Genomic DNA, 18,607 nt, shown 5'->3' on the forward strand with positions numbered 1-18,607 from the left:
TTAGCCTGGGCAAAGGTAAGGAGTGGGAATTTAGGAATCAGGAATAAAAAACCAGAAATTCTTTGCCGGTGAACTGGGGGAAAGATACCCGTCTATTACGTTTGCCCCTCTGGCGTTGGTGTATTTCAGGGCTGATTTACAGAAAAGAGACCAAAAACAGAGCGGCCATCTTGAAGAAGATGGCCGCTCTGTTTTTGGCTTAGTAAGGTCTGCCGGTGGCGCTGCTGCTGCGCCGGATGCGCAAGTCCTGCAGCAGGGCAGATTTGGCGTTGATGTTGATGGAGTAGCGTTGCAACACCCCAAACGGCACCCAGTCAATGGACATCTGCCAGCAGTGCAGGTCACGTACAATCCCGATGTTGGTGTAGCTCAGGATCCGGTTTTTAAGATCATAGCTGGTGGTGTAGTTTATGGCCCATTTTTCGGTAAGGGTCACCGAACCGTTGATGCCCGCCGAGGTGGCGTTGTTCACCAGTTTGTCGGTGAGGTTGTCTCGGGTGAAGTTGGAGGTCAAATCCACCGAGAGCGTCCAGGGAATGTTGAACTCCACGTAATCGGCGGCAGTGAGGACGCGCTCCAGCGCCGGTAGGTTGGTGGGCGCCGGTGCCCCTGAGGCGGCCTGCTGCTTGCGGGCCTGCTGGTTGAACTCAAACCCGGTGTTGAAGTTCAGGTTCATGAGGCGGGCCAGCCTGAAACCTCCAGATTGCGCCAAGTAGATGTTTCTTCTTACCCCATTGATGTATTGGTACGGGTCAAAGCTCCCTGATACCGTCACGCCCACGTTGTTGAACAGCTTGGTAGACATGTTCACGTTGATGTTGGAGAGCTTGAAGGAATCGGCGGCCATGTTGTAGGAGCCCGATAGGTTGAAGGCATCAATCAGGCTCACTTTCTTGAACACGCCCGCACTATCAGTTTTTACTTTCATCTCCACGTTGTTGCTGATGGAGAAAGAAAGCGCACTGCTCAAACCTGGCCCCGGCACGTTGCCTTCCAAGCCCTGGAACCTTGACAGTAGCTGCGTGTTGCCCAGACTGTCGCGCTGCACCCGCTGGTAAAAACCGTATTCCTCCCGACCAAAATCAGGGCGCCAGCTGTAGGAAACGTTCGGCGTGATGGTGTGCCGGATGGCCTCAATTTTCTTCCCTTTGATCTGGGCGATGCCGTACAAGTTGGTGGAGAACGACAAGCTTCCTTGGTACTGGTAAGTGCGGTGCAGGCCTTTAGAAGTATCCGCTTGCAGTAGGTTAGACCCCGGAATATTGCGGTAGGTGTACTTTTTGGTAAACCAGCTCTCGCTGTAGCTCACGCCCGGCGTCACCTTGAAGTGCTTGAAAAGGCTCACCGTTCCCAGGGTGATGGGAATGTCATGGTTGATGCTGGTACGGGCGTTCCGGAAAATCTGGCCCAGGTTGGAACCGTTGATGGCGATCACGGTGTCGCTGACTCTTTCTCTAGTAAAAGGAAAGCCCAGGCTGGAACCCGCCGAGATGTTGTTGGTCACGTACTGGCGCGCGTTCAAAGAATACCCAATCCTGATGCCTTCAATCCAGCGGCCGGTCATAGTACCCCCAAACCACTCAATGGGGCTTTGGCTCGCCACCCCGAAACTGAAATCTGGCAGGGTGAAACTCATCTGCTGCACCGGCACCCGTTCATTATTTTCGTTTAACTGGGTTCTGGTGGTCTGGCTCTGGGAGATGGTCACGCCGTAGTTGATAGGCGAGTTCGGGCTGCTCTTGCGGTAAGAAACCGTGGAGTTGAACGCCGGTGACAGGGCATTCTGGGCCGTGGTGGAGTTCCGTTGGTTGTAGAACTGGCTACCGGCGTTCACGCTCGCTGAGAACTGGCCTTTGCCGGGCCGCGTGATGGGCTGGTGGCTCCAACTGATCCAGATGTCGCGGGAGTCTGTGTTGTAGTTATAGATGGCATCGGTGCTCAAGCCCGCCCCAATGTTCTCACTTCCTCGGTTATAGGTGTGGCTCACAGAGAAATTCCCGCTGAACTTGTAGCGCTTGGTATAGGTAGACTGCACCCGCGCCCCGTAACCCCCCAGAGAGAAGATATCGCCGGTGATGCGCATGTCCATGTACTCGTTCATGGCCCAATAGAAACCACCGTCACGGAGGTAGAAGCCCTGCTGGTTAGACTCCCCGAAGGTAGGGATGATGACCCCGGAGCCTCTTTTACGCGGCGAAGGGAAAAAACCGAATGGCAAGCCTATAGGCGTAGGCACATCGGCGAAGACTAAATGGAAAGGCCCGGCCACCACGCGGTCATTGGGAATCACCTTCATCTTGGAGGCTTTGATGTAGAAGTGCGGGTGCTCCAGGTCACAGGTGGTATAGCGGGCGTGCCGGCCGTAGATGCTGCCCAGAGAGTCGCGCTTGATGGTCTCGGCGTGGATGTAGCCCTCGCCCTGCGTGGTCACGGCCCCAATCACGCGGCCCTTCTTGGTTTTGTAGTTGTAGGCCATCTTCTCGGCCTGGTAGTTTTCCGCCCCGTTTTTGAAAAGAGGCTTGTTTTGGAGAACCCCGGCAGAGTCCAAAATCCCCTCGGCGTCAATAATGTTGGTTTTCCAGTTGATCTGGATATATCCGGCGTCCAGGGCTATTTCACCGTAGTCAATGTGGGCGTCGCCGTACAGGTGCATGATCTGACTGACGGCATCGTAGCGGATAGAGTCCTTCGCCTTATAATTGATGGTGGTCTCAATATCGCCTTTGGCTTTGGCGTTAGCAGTATCAGGAGAGGAGACCACAATGGAATCCGGCTTCGGAATTAAATTGGCACGATTACGGTTAGGACGAATTTGCGCGCTTCCCTCCGTAGCGGAAAAAAAGGCAATCACGTTCATAGCGGCGATTGCCAAAAACAGGAGGGATCTCTTCTGATTCAAGTAAATTTTTTGTTATTTTGTTAACTAGGACAAAGTTATTAACAATAGCTTTTAACTAACGCATCCTGTGAAAAATATTGTCTCTCTTACCGTTTTTGCTTTTTTACTCTTTTGTTCCTTCACCACTTTTGACAGGAAGGATGTAAAAATACGAACTGTGGTAATTGATGCCGGCCACGGCGGAAAGGACACGGGCTGTAACGGGGCCTCGGCCCGCGAGAAGGAAGTCGCCCTCAAGGTGGCGCTCAAGTTGGGCGAGCTCATTGAGGAGAACGTGCCCGATGTGAAGGTGATCTTCACCCGCAAAGACGACCGGTTTGTGGAGCTCATTGACCGCGCCGGCATCGCGAACAAAAACCACGCAGACCTGTTTATCTCCATCCACTGCAACTCTGGGCCCAGCAACGCCTTCGGCACCGAGACCTACACCATGGGGTTGCACAAGTCCAGCAGCAACCTGGCCGTCGCCACCCGCGAGAACTCCGTTATCCTGCAGGAAGACGACTATGAGAAGAACTACAACGGCTTCAACCCCAAGTCGCCGCAGAGCCACATCCTCTTCAGTTTGTACCAAAGTGCCTACATTGACAACAGCCTCCGGTTCGCGCAGAAAGTGGAACGGGAGTTCAAGACCAAGGTGGGCCGCTCCAGCCGCGGCGTGAAGCAGGCGGGCTTCCTGGTGCTGTGGAAATCGGCTATGCCCAGCACTTTGATTGAGATCGGGTTCCTGACCAATCCAACGGAAGAGAAGTACCTCAACGATAAATCCAACCAATCGTATATTGCATCAGGCATATACCGGGCTTTCAAGGACTACAAGCAAGAACTTGAGGCCATGAACTAATTTAATCTACCTCTGTGGGAAAATTTTCCAAAGAACTCAAAGTAGCGTTGCTGGGCCTTGTGTCTTTGGCGGCACTCTACGTGGGCTTTATATTCTTAAAAGGAAGCGATATCCTTTCCTCCACGCGTACTTTCTACGTCACCTATGACTCTGTGGAAGGCCTGGCGGTCTCTAACCCGGTGCTCATCAACGGTTTCAGGGTAGGCTTGGTGAAAAACATGGTGCTGGACCAGAAAAAAGGCAACAAGATTCTGGTAACCCTGGACATTGACAAAGACATTGACGTGGGCGATTCTACCGTGGCCATGCTGGTGAGCTCAGACTTACTGGGCAGCAAGGCGGTGGAACTGTACATGGGCCGGAATAAACTGCGCTACAAGGGCGGCGAGTACCTCATTCCCTTCGTGAAGCGCAGCATCACCGATATGCTCTCCCAGCGGGCCATGCCGGTGCTGGGAACCGTAGACACCACTTTGCAGCGCCTCAATGCCTTCCTGGACAAAGACGCGAAGCAAAGCATACAGTCTATTTTGCTCAACGCCCAGGCTACTTCTGAAACATTGAGAGCGGTGGCATTGGCCAACCAGGGCAACATCAACGAAATCACCAGCAACCTGGCCCGGCTTACGGCATCCTTGCGGGGCACTGAGGCCAAGTTCAGTCGCCTGGCCGGAAACCTCAACACCCTTACAGACACCATCGACGTCAACTCCATGAACAGCGCCATCCGGGGACTGGACAGCACCATCTACCAGGCGCAGCTGACCATGGCCAAGATCAACCAGGCCAACGGCAGTTTGGGCAAGCTCATGAACGATGACTCGCTCTACAGCAACCTCAATGCCTCCAGCGCCAGCCTGAACGAGCTGCTCATGGACCTGAAAGCCAATCCCAAGCGGTACGTGCACTTCTCTTTGATTGGCGGCGGCACCAAAGTGAAAGAAGCCAAAACGGTGAAGGAAGCCGGAAAGGTGAAGAACGCCGAGACCGTGGAGAACACGGGCACGGTAGACACCAAGAAATAACCTGCTCTGTCAGCAGCAAAAGCGTTTCGGGGCCGTTTTCTTAAAAGCGGCCCCGAAACGCTTTTTTATGCGGTTCCGTAAAGGGAATGCAATTTCCTAACAAGTGTTAGCCTTTTCTGAATTTTGCTATATTTGTACACCCCGCATGGGACCTAACCCCTAACCACCCGCTTTCTGTAGATTTATGGATATTGAATTCAATAAGAACGAAGACAGCCTCAAGCAGCTTTCTTTCCAACTTAAAGCCAGACATAACAAAGTAGCCTTGGGTGGCGGCGAGAAAGCCATTGCCAAGCAGCACGAGAAAGGCAAACTCACCGCCCGCGAGCGCATCAACTACCTGCTGGATGAGGGTTCTGAGTTTCTGGAGATAGGCACCTTTGCCGGCGAGGGCATGTACAAAGAGTACGGCGGGTGCCCGGGCGGCGGCGTGGTGGCCGGCATTGGCTACGTGAAAGGGCGGCAGTGCATGGTGGTGGCCAATGACGCCACGGTGAAGGCCGGGGCCTGGTTCCCTATCACCGCCAAAAAGAACCTGCGGGCGCAGGAGATCGCCATGGAAAACCGTTTGCCGGTCATTTACCTGGTAGACAGCGCGGGCGTGTTTCTGCCCATGCAAGACGAGATCTTCCCAGACAAAGAGCACTTCGGGCGGATGTTCCGCAACAACGCCATCATGAGTTCCGAGGGAATCGTGCAGATATCGGCTATCATGGGTTCCTGCGTGGCGGGCGGCGCGTACCTGCCCATCATGAGCGACGAGGCCATGATTGTGGAGGGTACCGGCTCCATCTTCCTGGCGGGTTCTTACCTGGTGAAAGCGGCCATCGGCGAAACCATCGACAACGAGACCCTGGGCGGCGCCTCTACCCACTCAGAGATCTCCGGCGTGACCGATTATAAATTCGAGACCGACGAGGAGTGCCTGGACCACATCCGGAACATTTTCGATAAAATGGGCGATAATCCCAAAGCTGGTTTCAGCCGCGTGACCTCGGCACAGCCAAAACTGGACCCGAAGGAGATTTACGGAATCCTGCCGCAGGACCGCGTGAAGCCCTATGATATGATGGACATCATCTTGCGGCTGGTGGACAACTCTGAGTTTGAGCCTTACAAAGACTTATACGGTCAGAGCCTCATCTGCGGCCTTGCGCGCATCGATGGCTGGGCCGTGGGCATTGTGGCCAACCAGCGCAAGATTGTGAAAAGCAAGAAAGGCGAGATGCAGATGGGCGGCGTGATCTACTCAGATAGCGCTGACAAAGCGGCCCGTTTTATCATGAACTGCAACCAGAAGAAGATTCCGCTGGTGTTTCTGCAGGACGTGAGTGGGTTTATGGTGGGCAGCAAGGCTGAGCACGGCGGCATCATCAAAGACGGTGCTAAGTTGGTGAACGCCATGAGCAACAGTGTGGTGCCTAAGTTCACCATCATAGTGGGCAACAGCTACGGCGCGGGCAACTACGCCATGTGCGGCAAAGCCTATGACCCGCGCCTGATCTACGCCTGGCCTACCGCCCAACTGGCGGTGATGAGTGGCGCCTCGGCGGCGAAAACGCTGCTGCAGATTCAGGTAGCGTCTTTGAAAGCAAAAGGCGAGGAAATTACCCCAGAGGCTGAGAAAGAACTTCTGGACAAAATCACGGACCGTTACAACGAGCAATTGAGCCCATACTACGCGGCGGCTCGTCTGTGGGTAGACGGCATTATTGACCCCTTGGAGACCCGCCAGGTGATTTCCACGGGCATTGAGGCCGCCAACAACGCACCTATCACCAAGCCGTTCAACGTGGGCGTAATCCAAACCTGAGGTTAATTAGGAATGAGGTTCTTCACGCCGCAGAAACCCACCTCTACCCCTCCCAGGAGGTGATTTCCCACTTTTGTATTTGGACAGGCCTTGGTCTTAAATCTTAAGATATCTGATATTCCCCTCCTCGGAGGGGTAGGTAAAGGCGGGCATTCATTTCATCCCAATTCTGTAAACCGAACCTTGAGGTAAGAAACAAGAATCAGCATAACGAAAACGAAAGAATTTTTGACCTTCCGGCTCGAATCTGGGAGGTCAAATTCGTTTAAGGGCTGATTTTGGGAAAACAGCCGGGAAACGCTTTTGCTCTAAATCCCGTTCTCAGGAGAAGGAATTTCGGAAACCGCCGGGCTTGTTTTGAAACAGATTCGGCAGTTTTGGTTCTTAATTCCTAATTTTAAATTCTTAACTGATCTACCTTGACGAATAAAGAGATAAAGGCGCTCATCTCGCTGCTGGATGACGAGGACCCGGATGTGGTGGCGCACGTGCATCAGAGAATTGTGGAGTTAGGCGACACCATCACGCCGTTTCTGGAGGAAGCCTGGGAAGAGAGCCTGGACCCCGAGCACCAGAAAAAGCTGGAAGAACTCATCCATGACCTGCAGTACAGCTCCCTCACGCAACGCCTCAAAACCTGGAAAGAAGAAGGCGCCACCGATCTGGTGCGCGGTATGTGGCTGGTAAGCACCTACCAGTACCCCGACCTTACCTTGGAGCAGATCATGCAGCCCCTGGCCGAGCTCTACTACGAAGCCTGGGTGAACGTGCGCCCCGAGATGCACCCTTATGACCAGGTCAAAGCCCTGAACCACGTGCTCTTCAAACTGCACCGTTTCTCGGCGAATACCAAGAATTTCCACGCGCCCAACAACTCCATGATCAACCAGGTGCTGGAAAGCAAGCGCGGCAATCCGCTCACGCTTTGCGTCATCTACATGACCCTGGCCCAGAAATTGGGGCTGCCCGTGTACGGCGTGAACCTGCCTAATTTGTTCATCTTAACCTTCAAGAGTGAGGTCATTCCGCAGTTCTACATCAACGTGTACAACCGCGGCCTCATTCTCTCCAAGAGCGACATAGACAACTATCTGTTGCAGCTGAACCTGAGCCCTGTGGATATTTTCTATGAGCCCTGCTCGCCCATTGACATCGTGCGGCGCGCCCTCCGGAACCTGTCCCTGTCGTACGAGAAACTCAACGATCCCGAGAAAGCCACCGAGATCGAGAAACTCATTGATGTGCTGGGCGATGAACAGGTGACCAACGCCAGCCAACCCGAGGAAGGGGAGCCGGACGACGAGGATGGCTACGATGACGAAGAGGAAGACGATGAAGAAGACCGCTAGCGTTTAGGGCCTGTTTTAGGGAAACAGAACCCAAAGCACAGCGCATTTTTTATAGAAAGCCACTCCGCCGGGAGTGGCTTTTTTTGTGCCTTTTTGCATCAGTCCTGAGGCGGTTTGTTGGGTGATTCAGGGAAAACAGGCCAAAAACAAATTTCCTGGGCTAAGGGATATCCTTATCTTTATTCTTTCATGCTTGCATTATGATACAGAAGAGTACCCGCTTAGACAATGTTTTCTACGAGATAAGAGGTCCCATTTTTGAAAAAGCAGTAGACCTGGAGAAGAAAGGCTATCACATTACCCGGCTCAACATTGGCAATCCGGCGCCCTTCGGGTTTGAGGCCCCAGATGAGATTGTGCACGATGTGATGGTGAACCTGCGCAACGGCCAGGGCTACACAGACTCTAAAGGCGTATTCGCGGCCCGTAAGGCCATCATGCACTACAGCCAAAGCAAAGGCCTCTACAACGTGCACGAAGACGACATTATCATAGGCAACGGCGTAAGCGAACTTATCATGCTCAGCATGCAGGCCCTCCTGAACAATGACGACGAGATCCTGATCCCCGCGCCGGATTATCCGCTCTGGACGGCCGCCGTGACCTTATCCGGGGGCAAAGCCGTGCACTACCTCTGCGACGAGACCTCGGATTGGTACCCAGACCTGAAGGACATGGAAAGCAAGATCACGTCGCGCACCAAAGGCTTGGTCATCATCAATCCCAATAACCCCACCGGCGCCGTGTACCCCCCCGAGGTGCTGCAGCAGATTGTACAGCTTGCTGAACGCCACAAACTCATCATCTTCTCCGATGAGATCTATGATAAGATTCTCTACGATGAGGTAGTGCACCATTCCACCGCCTCTTTCACCGAAGACGTGCTGTGCCTTACCTTCAGCGGGCTGTCTAAGAATTACCTAGCCGCCGGTTTCCGGGCCGGCTGGCTCGTAGCCTCCGGGAACAAAGCCATCGCCACTTCTTACCTGGAGGGCCTCAACGCCCTGGCCAGCATGCGCCTGTGCAGCAATGTGCCCTCGCAGTTCGCCATCCAGACGGCGCTGGGCGGCTATCAGAACATCACTGATCTGGTGTTGCCCTCCGGCCGGTTGTACAAGCAGCGCGAGGTGTGCTACGAGAAACTGACCTCCATCCCGGGAATCACCTGCGTGAAGCCCAAAGGAGCGTTCTACATGTTCCCTAAGATTGACACCAAGAAGTTCAACATCCAGTCAGACGAGAAACTGGTGCTGGATCTGTTGATTGACCAACATGTGCTGCTGGTGCAGGGCACCGGCTTCAACTGGCCCCAACCAGATCATTTTAGGGTAGTGTACCTGCCCATGGCCGAGGAACTGGCCCTTACCCTGGACAAACTAGCCGAGTTCCTGAAGCAGTATGATGGGGCCATGGTGGTATAAGGCACCTTTGAGCCTAAGCCGACACCGGACTTAAGCGCAATGAAGGGGTGAAGGTCTTGATAGCGCTTGCTTTCCTTGTTTAAGGCTCCTTTTCAGAAAACATGCCCCAAACGGAATCTCGGCATTGGGCAAAAAAAGCTATTAAGTTCATCCCGAATTGTACCATTAGTAGCTGACCGCAAAGGATCTTTTCGTGGATGGTAAGTTAATTTTAGCGGTATAGGTTTGTTTTCCTGGAGAATACCCGGTAAATTATCTCTTTAAGCAGACGAGATGATTACCGGATGGGGCAGTTTTTTACTAGCAATATTTTAGGACGATGGGTATTTGGGGTTGGTCTGGTATTTCTATCATTAGCTGCCCAAGGCCAGGAATCACCTGAATTTAAAAGGCAGGGCAAGTTAGCCCCGGTGCTGCAATCCGGCGGCCAGATGCGGAAAACAACCCAAGTGCGGGTTCAGGTGAAAGACCAGAAACAGTTCCTGGCTTGGATGAAGGCCACCTTGCCCCAGGTGCCTGTCCGCTCCACCGCACTGTCCCAGGTGTACTTCCTGGAGAAAATCAATCCAGAGAACCTCCATACCTTGGCTCAAAGCCCTTGGGTGCAGTTTGTTGACGTGCCAAACCGGAAAGCCCGGGAAGAGGCCTATCTGCAAAACGCGGATCCTAGGGTGAACCGGGTAGAGGCCCTGCATCTCCAATACCCTCATCTGCACGGCAAAGACTTGGTGGTCTCCGTAAAAGAGCAGCCCTTTGACTCTACCGATATAGATTTCAAAACACGCGTGCTTTCTTCGCCGGGCTTTAACCAACAAGCTACCCCGCACGCAACCAGCATGGCTACGTTGATCTCTGGCGGAGGGAATACGGCACCTTCCAGCAAAGGCGTGGCTTGGCAAAGCCGGCTCACCGCCGCAGATTTCTCTAACCTGCTCCCTGACAACACTGACCTGCTGAAGACCCAAGGCGTATCGGTGCAGAACCATTCCTACGGGGTGGGGGTGGAGAATTACTATGGCCTGGAAAGCCAGGCCTATGACCAGCAATCGCTCCAGTTGCCAACCTTGCTCCATGTGTTCTCCTCCGGGAATTCGGGTGCTCTGGTTGCGGAGGAGGGGCCATATGCCAATATCTCTGGTTTTGCTAATCTCACCGGTCAGTTCAAGGTTTCCAAAAACACGCTGAGCGTGGGCGCCATTGACACCTCGGGGCAAGTGAGTATGCTCAGTTCCACAGGACCCACGTATGACGGGCGCATCAAGCCAGAACTGGTGGCCTTTGGGGAGGCCGGGACCTCAGAGGCCGCCTCGGTGGTCTCAGGTATTGCCCTGGTGGTGCAGGACGCCTACCGGAAACAGAACGGTGGGGTTTTGCCTCCTTCTTCCTTGGTAAAGGCCGCCCTCATCAACTCCGCTGATGACAAAGGCCGACCCGAAGTGGACTATGCCGCCGGTTTCGGGAATGCCGATGCGCTGGGTGCGGTTCAGTCCATCCTGGATAAAAGATATGCCCTGGGCGAGGTAACGCAGGCAGCAACTCGTACTTTTCGGTTCACGGTCCCCGCGGGGACGGCCAAAGTGAAAGTGACCTTGGTGTGGCAAGACCGGGAAGGATCTCCGAACGCCGAGAAAGCCTTGATCCAGGATCTGGACCTGTCGCTGCGATCAATAGCAAATGGGGAGAACTGGCTGCCTTGGGGCCTGAGTACCTTCGCCCACAAAGATTCTCTACTGGCACTTGCCCGCCGCCAAACTGATCACCTGAACAACGTAGAGCAGGTAACGGTGTCTAACCCGCTGGCTGGTGAATATGAGGTGCAGGTGCGAGGCTTTCAAGTAGCAGGAACACAAGAATACAGTGTAGTCTATGAAGTGGAGAAAGCCTTCTCCTGGGGGTATCCCTCGGCTGGAGGCCAGCTAGACAGCGGCCGAAAAAACCGGTTGCGTTGGTTGTTGCCGGTGCAAAACGGTGCCAAAGGCAAACTGGAGTTTAAATGGGCGAGCGGCGGGGCTCAATGGCTAACCTTGGGAGAAAACATTTCCTTATCCGCTGAGGCTTTTGATGCCGTTTTCCCAGATACCATGGCGCTAGCCCAGATGCGGATGGTGGTAGGAAGCGAAATCTACGAGACAGGGCTATTTATGGTAGGACCCACCTTGCCGCTGAAAGTGGGTTACCAATGCGGTGAGGAGTTTATGCTGTTCTGGCCCAAAGCTGCAGGAGCCGATAGATACCAGGTGTACGCTATGGGAACCCAGTATTTGGAACCCACAGCCCAAACCACAGATACGGTGGTGATTCTACAAAAAAGCCAACAGCCTGGAGTCCATTACGCAGTTGCTCCGCTGGTAAACGGAAAGTTAGGGCAGCGCAGCCTTACCCTCAATTACACCCAACAGGGAGTAGGTTGCTACATTATCAGCTTTCTGCCCAGGCACTTCGTGTCAGATACCGCTTTGCTTGACCTGCAAATCAGTACGGGGTTTGGGATAGAGGCCATGTACCTGGAGAAGAAAATTGCCGGTGTCTTTCAGACCATTCAGCCCATTGCTGTAGGGCAGCAGACCAAATTTGCACTTCAGGATGCTGCTCCGGTCTCCGGGAGGAATGAGTACCGAATCAAAATGGTCACCAAAGCCGGAACCATCTTCTACAGCCAGGAAGAAGCTCTTTTCTATACTCCCAAGAACTACATCCAGGTGTATCCTAACCCCAACCTGGCGGGAGGAGAGTTGAATATCATCACCCAGGATGACGGCCTCAACTCAATTTTCCTCTATGACCAAATGGGGCGCCTGATCAGGGAATACTCCCAGGACGGTTCCATCAAGGTCATTGACACCAAAGGCATAAGCCCGGGAGCTTATTTCATCAAAGTCTTTTCAGAGGAAGGTGCGCTCACCCAAGCCAGAGTCATTCTGCTGTAAAGAAGCGCGAAAGGATTGCCGAGCCGTTTAGGGCTTGTTTCAGAAAATCGGCCTATAAACGAAAACTTACAACGGAAAAAGTAGGAATAACAGACTTGAATGGATTGGCACTTTCTACAAGGATGGTTTAAGGGCATTTTTCCAAAAGGAAGCAGAAAACCTATAACAGAGATAGCTTTCACCTGGAAGTAAACCGAAAGTAAAAGCCCAAGGCACCGGGCGGCCACTGTTTTCAATCAAGCTGTTCTCCAGTACTCCGGTATAGGCTAGGGCAGAACAGGCCGAAAACAAAAATGGCCTCCAGGTAACTGGAGGCCATTTTCCCTAGGATTCTAAAACCTGACTAGTACAGGTATTTAAGGGCAGTTACGTCGTTGGTGTTGAATGGACGGTTCTGGCCAGAACCGATACAAGCTAACATCCAGGAAGTGGCATCAGCGGTAGTTGGCGTGCCTGGGATGTGGACAGCGCCTACAGTAGAAGCACCTTCGTTGGTGTAAGAACCACCGCAGCTATAGCTTCTGTCCATGTAGTCAGTGTGGCGGAACCCGATGCAGTGACCGATTTCGTGCGCCAGAATAGTGGTGAACCAAGCCTGGTTAGGGTTGGTGCCAATGTAGCGGGTAGCTATCTTAATGTTGTTATGTGGGTTGCCGTTCACTGGGAAACCAGCAGAAGCAAGGTATTGAGCTGACTTAGGAGCAGCCTGAAGGTAGATCTGACCACCAGAAGAAACACGGCTCATGGTAATGGTCAAACCTTGCGCGTTGTAACGGGCAATGGCGGCATCAAGAGCAGTTACATAGGTAGCGGGCAAGCTTGGGTCAATGGATAAAGTGATGTTACGGCCGGATCCGGCATTTACCAGGTTAGTGGTGCGGTACTGCTCGGTTTCACCTACGCGCAGGAATTTATGATCATGTTTGGCGTTTAATTCGGCATCTGTCAAAAGGATATCTCCTTCTACCAGATAGCCGCCTTCTACTACTTTTACATCTGTGGTGCCGAAGCCCATTTCATAGATTTTAGCCAGCGTGTCTTTTGAAACAGCCGCTTTTTCAACAATTTCTTCATCGGCAGAAGAACAAGAAGAAAAACCAAGTACTAAGGCTACTGCCGCTAATTTAAGAGTGTGCGTTAACTTCATAATTTGTTTGTTAAGGTTTGGTGTAAAGTGTGAGAAAAGTTTGTTAGGTAGTAAAGATTGAAATTGAATTTAGTTCTTTTTTATGGAAGAAAAAAACGGCTTCGGTATAAAAGGAAAAAGAAAGTATTTTTAAAAACAACCAGCCAGAAAAAGGAGTGTTAAACTGTGGTTTGTTTTGTCAATGGCTAAAGGAGGGGAGTTCTTTGTTTGAAGGAACAACTGTAAAAGCAGGATAAAGCCTGTAACGTTGAAGATAGATTAAGGTTGACGAAAAAAGGATATAAAAATCAATTATTCCAAATGCTTAAAATCCGGATAATTTAGGCAATAAAATACCCTTTAGGTTTTTGTATAAAACCCGTTTAGGATATTTTATTGCCTATAAAGGAGAGCGTCTTTTAGATTATAAAAAGACTGAATTTCTTAAGAATCTATAAGAAATTAATAGAGGTAATTGAGGGCCGTGCGGTCGTTGGTATTGAACGGACGATTCTGGCCAGTGGCCACGCAAGCCAACATCCACGAGGTGGCATCGGCGGTGGTGGGCGTGCCCGGGATGTGAATAGCGCCTACAGTGGAAGCACCTTCGTTGGTATAGGCGCCACCGCAACTGTAGCTCCGGTCCATGTAGTCGGTGTGGCGGAACCCGATGGTGTGGCCTAATTCGTGCGCCAGAATGGTGGCCAGGTAATTGGTTCCTGGGTTAGAGCCCATATAATCTGAGTTCACCAGAACTCTGTTGTAAGGATTTCCGCCGGAAGGGAAGCCCGCTGAGGCCAGGTAAGAAGAACCGGTTGGGGCCTTAGACAACAAGATGTTGTACCCTGAGGATACTCTTCTGAACCTAATCAGCAGGTTTTCTGCGTTGTAGCGGCGAATAGCTTCATCTAGCGCAGTTACATAAGAGCTAGGCAAAGAAGTAGTGATGGCCACGTTGATGGTGCGTCCGCTTCCCACGCTTACCAGGCTGCTGGTGCGGTATTGTTCGGTTTCGCCAACGCGTAAGAACTTGGGATCCTGCTTGGCGTTCAGTTGCTCATCCGTTAAAAAGATGTCTCCCTCTACCAGGTAGCCGCCGTCAACGGCTTTGACATCGGTGGTCCCGAAGCCCATGTTGTAGATCTGTTGCAGCTTCTCTTTAGAGACTTGCGCTTTCTCTACCACTTCTTCTTCACTTACAGAACACGAGGTGCCGCCTAATAATAAAGCGAACGCGAGGAGTTTGATTGAGTAGTTTTTCTTCATACTGCTTATTGGGGTTTATGTTAAGTGATAGGCTATTTTATGGATAAAAAATTGGGAGTGCAAGATTTTTTAAGTGAAATAGTTAATTAAATTTTTTTAATAATTCAAAATGAGTAGTTATAGAAAAGGTTTTGTGTTTTAATTATAAAATGTATAGTTGAATAAATTAAATTATATGTAGTGACATAGACTATGCCTCACTTATATTAAGTTTTGCTAATGGAAAAGAAGGGTAAATGCAACTTATTTTTTTAGATATAAAAGCTTAAAAGTAGCCAAATATGTATTGATAAGAGTATTAATACGGAGAGTAAACTAGGTTTAATTCCTATTTATATATTTCCTTATTTGAGATGAGATAAAATTGTGAAACAGTAAATAAGACTCTTGTTTATTGTTAAAGTTTACATTTTATTGATTCGTTTTAAATGAATAATGAGTGTTTTTGATAAAATACCCTGAAAATGAAAAAGGCTGCCATTAGGCAGCCTTTTCTGTAAATAGATAATGAGTAAAAGATTAATTCTTAATTAGGCACGTACTGCAGGAAACTCAGGTTTTCTTCGCGCAGAGTTTCCTGAGCCATTTCCAGGAGGTCATTAGCCTGTACTTTCTTGATCTGTCCGAAGATGTCATTCAGGCTTTCAATGGTGTTCAGGTCCAGGATGCTCTTGCCCATCATCATCATAAAGCCCATGTTGCTCTCCTCGGCCATGGCCAGTTGGCCCATCAGTTGCTCCTTGGCAGTGTGCAACTGCACACTGCCCATAGGCTTTTCGCGCAGCAGCTTCAATTCTTTCAAGACCAGCCCGGTGGTGCGTTTCAATTGCTTCTTCTCCGTCCCGAAGTATATCCCAAAAAGGCCGGTATCTACGTAGGTGGCGTAGTTGGCGTCAATGGTGTACACCAGGCCGTGTTTCTCGCGCACCGCTAGGTTCAGGCGGGAGTTCATGCCAGGGCCGCCCAGAATGTTCACCAGCATGAAGAACGTGAGCCGGCGCGGATCAGACAAAGGATATGCGGGGCACCCGATGACGCAGTGCGCCTGCTGGATGGCTTTTTCCATAACCAGAGTCTGCGGCTCGTAGCTGTTGAACAGGAGCCGCTCGCGGGGCTGGATCTTGCTTTGGAGGTGCCCCAGGTATTTCTCGGCTAGCTTCACCACTTTGGCAATAGGCCAGTTGCTCACAGAGCAGAACACCAGCTTGTCGGTGCTGAGGTTGCGGTCAATAAAGGCCTGGAAGTCTTCACGGGTAAAGCCGCTCACGCTCTCGCGGGTACCCAGAATGTTGTAACCCAGCGGGTGGTTCTGGAACACCACGGCGTCAAACTCATCAATGATGGCGTCCTCGGGGGTGTCCAGGTACATGGCCATTTCCTCCAGAATCACGCCGCGCTCCTTCTCAATCTCCTTACCGGGAAAGGTGGAGTTGAAGGTGATATCGGTGAGCAGCTCAAAGGCCTTTTCGAAGTGGTTTTCCAAAACCGAGGCATAAAAGCTGATCTTCTCTTTGGTGGTGTAGGCGTTCAGTTCGCCGCCCACACTTTCCAGCCGATTCAGGATGTGGAACGATTTCCGCTTCTGGGTTCCTTTGAACGCCATGTGCTCCCAGAAGTGGGCCAGGCCTTGCTCATGGGGCAGTTCATCGCGGGAACCAATGTCCATCATAAAACCGCAGTGCGCGATTTTAGTATGCGGTACCTGCTTGTGCAGCACTCTAATGCCGTTGGATAGGGTATGGATATGGTAATCAGGTAATTTCGTCAAGTTAAATGGTGCGTTTACAAGTAAAACACTTTTGCGCTGCCCTTGTTGTACAAAAGAGAAAGCAGCCTGCAAAGGTACGGAGGATTGCCGTGAAAAGGTGAAGATTTAGAAGAAGCCTCCCGCAATTTTGCAGCACCGGGGAAGGCCTTACCAAAATAGAACCGCTCGCTTAATACGTTTTTATTCAAGGTAACATAAGGGTACACCGGGGCTTTGGGTGTCTAGTCATAAAAGGGCAAAGGAAATGATTCACTTAGACACCCCTGATATCAGGCTGAGCGGCGCCACGCCCGCAGAGTACCCCGAGCTGGTGGCGGTTTGGGAGGCATCGGTGCGGGCTACCCATCCATTTGTCACTGAAGACGAAATTGCCTTTTTCCGGCCCATTATCTTGCATGACTATCTCAAAATGATGAAACTCACCTGCGCCCGCAACAGCCACGGAGCCATTTTGGGTTTCGCGGGGGTTATGGCGGGTAAGCTGGAAATGCTGTTTCTGCATCCCATGGCCCGGGGAAGAGGCATCGGCACGGCCTTGCTGCAGCACGTGATCCGGCACCAGGGCGTGACCAAAGTGGACGTGAACGAGGAAAATGAGCAAGCCCTAGGTTTCTACCAGCACCACGGCTTTAAAGTAACCAAGCGTTCTGAGCTGGACGCCATGGGCAAGCCGCACCCCATCCTGTACCTGGAGCTGGACAATTCCTGATTTCTCTTAGGCTAAAATTGATCAGGCAAACGCTGCCTTTCTCCTCTTAAGTAGGAATAGCAACGCTTTCCGTTTTAAATCGATTTATTCAATATCGGCCTAAAAACGGCATTCATTTACTTCTTCATCAGAAAACCGGCGCAACGGCTTTCCTCTTCAGCGATCCAATTTTATTGCGTTAAGACATGCTCGTAGACTTGGTAGAGCTGCGGGATAGTGACTTGCGGCCGGAAGGTTTGGGCGTGCTCCAGACCTTGTTTCACCATCTGTTTCTGGAGATCGGGGCTGGACAGGACTTCCTGGATGGCGTGGGCCATGCCTTCCACATCGGTAGGGGAGACGTAGCGTGTAGCCGGACCACCGGCCTCGGAGAAACAGGAACCGGTAGACGTGATCACGGGCACGCCGCTGTTCAAAGCCTCCACAATGGGTATCCCGAAGCCTTCAAAGATAGAGGGATAGACAAACAGCGTAGCCAGTTGGTAGATAATCGGGAGCTCCTGGAAAGGGATGTAGGGCAGAAATAACACCTTATCCGCCAGCGAATGCTGCGCAATAAAGTCCTGTATCTCCTGGTAGTACTCGGTTTTGCGCCCGATGAAAACCACCGGAATCGGGGCACCCGCCGCGTGCCAGCCTTTTAACAGATGCAGTTGGTTTTTGCGGCGCTCCAGTGTGCCCACGCAAAGAATGAACTGACTTGGCAACCCGTACTTCTGCCGCACCTCGGTTTGGGCCTCTTTTTCGGGAATCAGCTGAAAAACAGGGTCACAGTCCTGGTACACCACCTGCACCTTCTCACGACCCACCCCGAAGAACTCCTCCAGGTCCTGGGCCGTCTGCTCACTGATGGCAATGATCTGGTGGGCGCTGTCGCAGGCGTCTTTGAACTTCTTGCGGTAGATGTAGCGGTCAATGGTAGGGTAAAGCTCCGGGAAGCGCAGAAAGATAAGGTCATGGATGGTCACTACCAGTTTGGTGCGCTGCCGGTCCAGGCCGTAGGGCAGTTCGTTGCTGAGGCCGTGGTACACCTGCACCCCATGCTGGGGCAAAGCCGCCCGCAACCCGAAGGTGCGCCATAGGGAAGAGAACCGCTTGCCCAACCCGTTGGGCTGCACAACCTGGGTCTTGGCTACCGAAGGAAAAAAGTCTTTGAAAAGGTCGTTTCGGCGGGGGGTGAACAGCGCGTATTCGTCCTGGGAGTAATGCGTCATCATGCCCGAGATAACAAAGCGGCTGTAATTCCCCAGGCCCGAGGTATTGGTGAAAGCGCGTTTCGCGTCGTATCCTATCTTCATATCAACACCGCAATATTAGCATTCTTCCGGAACAAGTAGAGCGCCTGGAACCCTGAAGAACGGAAAAGAACGAGAATATTGAGAAAGTAACTTACCTCGTCTTAGGTAGGCTCACAGGATTTGGGACAGGTGCAAACAAATAATTTGTAAAGCTTGGATGGT

General features: G+C 51.8%; 12 protein-coding genes. 7 read left to right on the forward strand and 5 right to left on the reverse strand.

Going from position 1 to position 18,607, the window contains the following annotated elements; all coding sequences use genetic code 11:
- Positions 1–199: 199 nt before the first annotated feature.
- Positions 200–2,899 (reverse strand): putative LPS assembly protein LptD, encoded by a 2,700-nt coding sequence (locus FOA19_RS18570; protein WP_190300465.1) that lies wholly within the window; start codon positions 2,897–2,899, stop codon positions 200–202.
- Positions 2,900–3,056: 157 nt separating this feature from the next.
- Here FOA19_RS18570 and FOA19_RS18575 point away from each other — a divergent pair, with 157 nt between their 5' ends.
- The 6 genes from FOA19_RS18575 (at position 3,057) to FOA19_RS18600 (ending at position 12,278) form a co-directional block, all read left to right on the forward strand.
- Positions 3,057–3,743, forward strand: coding sequence for an N-acetylmuramoyl-L-alanine amidase family protein (locus tag FOA19_RS18575; RefSeq protein WP_394344107.1), 687 nt, complete (start codon positions 3,057–3,059; stop codon positions 3,741–3,743).
- A 14-nt stretch (positions 3,744–3,757) separates the two neighbouring features.
- On the forward strand, positions 3,758–4,768 hold the full coding sequence (locus FOA19_RS18580) for an MlaD family protein (RefSeq protein WP_149092342.1): 1,011 nt from the start codon (positions 3,758–3,760) through the stop codon (positions 4,766–4,768).
- A 184-nt stretch (positions 4,769–4,952) separates the two neighbouring features.
- Entirely contained in the window at positions 4,953–6,581 is a 1,629-nt protein-coding gene (locus FOA19_RS18585; RefSeq protein ID WP_149092343.1) for an acyl-CoA carboxylase subunit beta, read from the forward strand.
- Positions 6,582–7,000: 419 nt separating this feature from the next.
- Complete coding sequence (locus FOA19_RS18590) at positions 7,001–7,930, forward strand: transglutaminase-like domain-containing protein (RefSeq protein ID WP_149092344.1); 930 nt, start codon at positions 7,001–7,003, stop codon at positions 7,928–7,930.
- A 200-nt stretch (positions 7,931–8,130) separates the two neighbouring features.
- Positions 8,131–9,351: a pyridoxal phosphate-dependent aminotransferase gene (locus FOA19_RS18595; protein ID WP_149092345.1), complete on the forward strand. Its 1,221-nt coding sequence runs from the start codon at positions 8,131–8,133 to the stop codon at positions 9,349–9,351.
- Positions 9,352–9,782: 431 nt separating this feature from the next.
- Complete coding sequence (locus tag FOA19_RS18600; RefSeq protein ID WP_190300466.1) at positions 9,783–12,278, forward strand: S8 family serine peptidase; 2,496 nt, start codon at positions 9,783–9,785, stop codon at positions 12,276–12,278.
- A gap of 343 nt (positions 12,279–12,621) precedes the next feature.
- Here FOA19_RS18600 and FOA19_RS18605 read toward each other — a convergent pair whose 3' ends face one another.
- From FOA19_RS18605 to FOA19_RS18615, 3 genes are all read right to left on the reverse strand, one after another.
- Positions 12,622–13,425, reverse strand: a complete 804-nt coding sequence (locus FOA19_RS18605) for a M57 family metalloprotease (protein ID WP_149092347.1) — start codon at positions 13,423–13,425, stop codon at positions 12,622–12,624.
- A 441-nt stretch (positions 13,426–13,866) separates the two neighbouring features.
- Positions 13,867–14,670, reverse strand: a complete 804-nt coding sequence (locus tag FOA19_RS18610) for a M57 family metalloprotease (RefSeq protein ID WP_149092348.1) — start codon at positions 14,668–14,670, stop codon at positions 13,867–13,869.
- A gap of 526 nt (positions 14,671–15,196) precedes the next feature.
- Positions 15,197–16,438 carry a M16 family metallopeptidase gene (locus tag FOA19_RS18615; protein WP_149092349.1) on the reverse strand — a complete coding sequence of 414 codons (1,242 nt, stop codon included), beginning with the start codon at positions 16,436–16,438 and terminating at the stop codon, positions 15,197–15,199.
- A 244-nt stretch (positions 16,439–16,682) separates the two neighbouring features.
- Between FOA19_RS18615 and FOA19_RS18620 the strand changes: the two genes are divergently transcribed.
- The gene (locus FOA19_RS18620; RefSeq protein ID WP_149092350.1) at positions 16,683–17,147 is read left to right on the forward strand and encodes a GNAT family N-acetyltransferase; all 465 of its coding nucleotides are present in this window, start codon (positions 16,683–16,685) and stop codon (positions 17,145–17,147) included.
- A gap of 170 nt (positions 17,148–17,317) precedes the next feature.
- On the opposite strand, the gene FOA19_RS18625 is transcribed toward FOA19_RS18620, so the two are convergent.
- Positions 17,318–18,445, reverse strand: a complete 1,128-nt coding sequence (locus FOA19_RS18625) for a glycosyltransferase family 4 protein (protein WP_149092351.1) — start codon at positions 18,443–18,445, stop codon at positions 17,318–17,320.
- Positions 18,446–18,607: the final 162 nt, after the last annotated feature.

The organism is Rufibacter hautae, from assembly GCF_008271695.1.
GTDB lineage: Bacteria > Bacteroidota > Bacteroidia > Cytophagales > Hymenobacteraceae > Nibribacter > Nibribacter hautae.

What these genes read in the sequence shown, in the direction of transcription:
- FOA19_RS18585 (WP_149092343.1), top strand. Translation starts at nt 4,953, where the DNA reads ATGGATATTGAATTCAATAAGAACGAAGACAGCCTCAAGCAGCTTTCT.
- FOA19_RS18595 (WP_149092345.1), top strand. Translation starts at nt 8,131, where the DNA reads ATGATACAGAAGAGTACCCGCTTAGACAATGTTTTCTACGAGATAAGA.
- FOA19_RS18600 (WP_190300466.1), top strand. Translation starts at nt 9,783, where the DNA reads ATGCGGAAAACAACCCAAGTGCGGGTTCAGGTGAAAGACCAGAAACAG.
- FOA19_RS18605 (WP_149092347.1), bottom strand. Translation starts at nt 13,425, where the DNA reads ATGAAGTTAACGCACACTCTTAAATTAGCGGCAGTAGCCTTAGTACTT.
- FOA19_RS18610 (WP_149092348.1), bottom strand. Translation starts at nt 14,670, where the DNA reads ATGAAGAAAAACTACTCAATCAAACTCCTCGCGTTCGCTTTATTATTA.
- FOA19_RS18620 (WP_149092350.1), top strand. Translation starts at nt 16,683, where the DNA reads ATGATTCACTTAGACACCCCTGATATCAGGCTGAGCGGCGCCACGCCC.
- FOA19_RS18625 (WP_149092351.1), bottom strand. Translation starts at nt 18,445, where the DNA reads ATGAAGATAGGATACGACGCGAAACGCGCTTTCACCAATACCTCGGGC.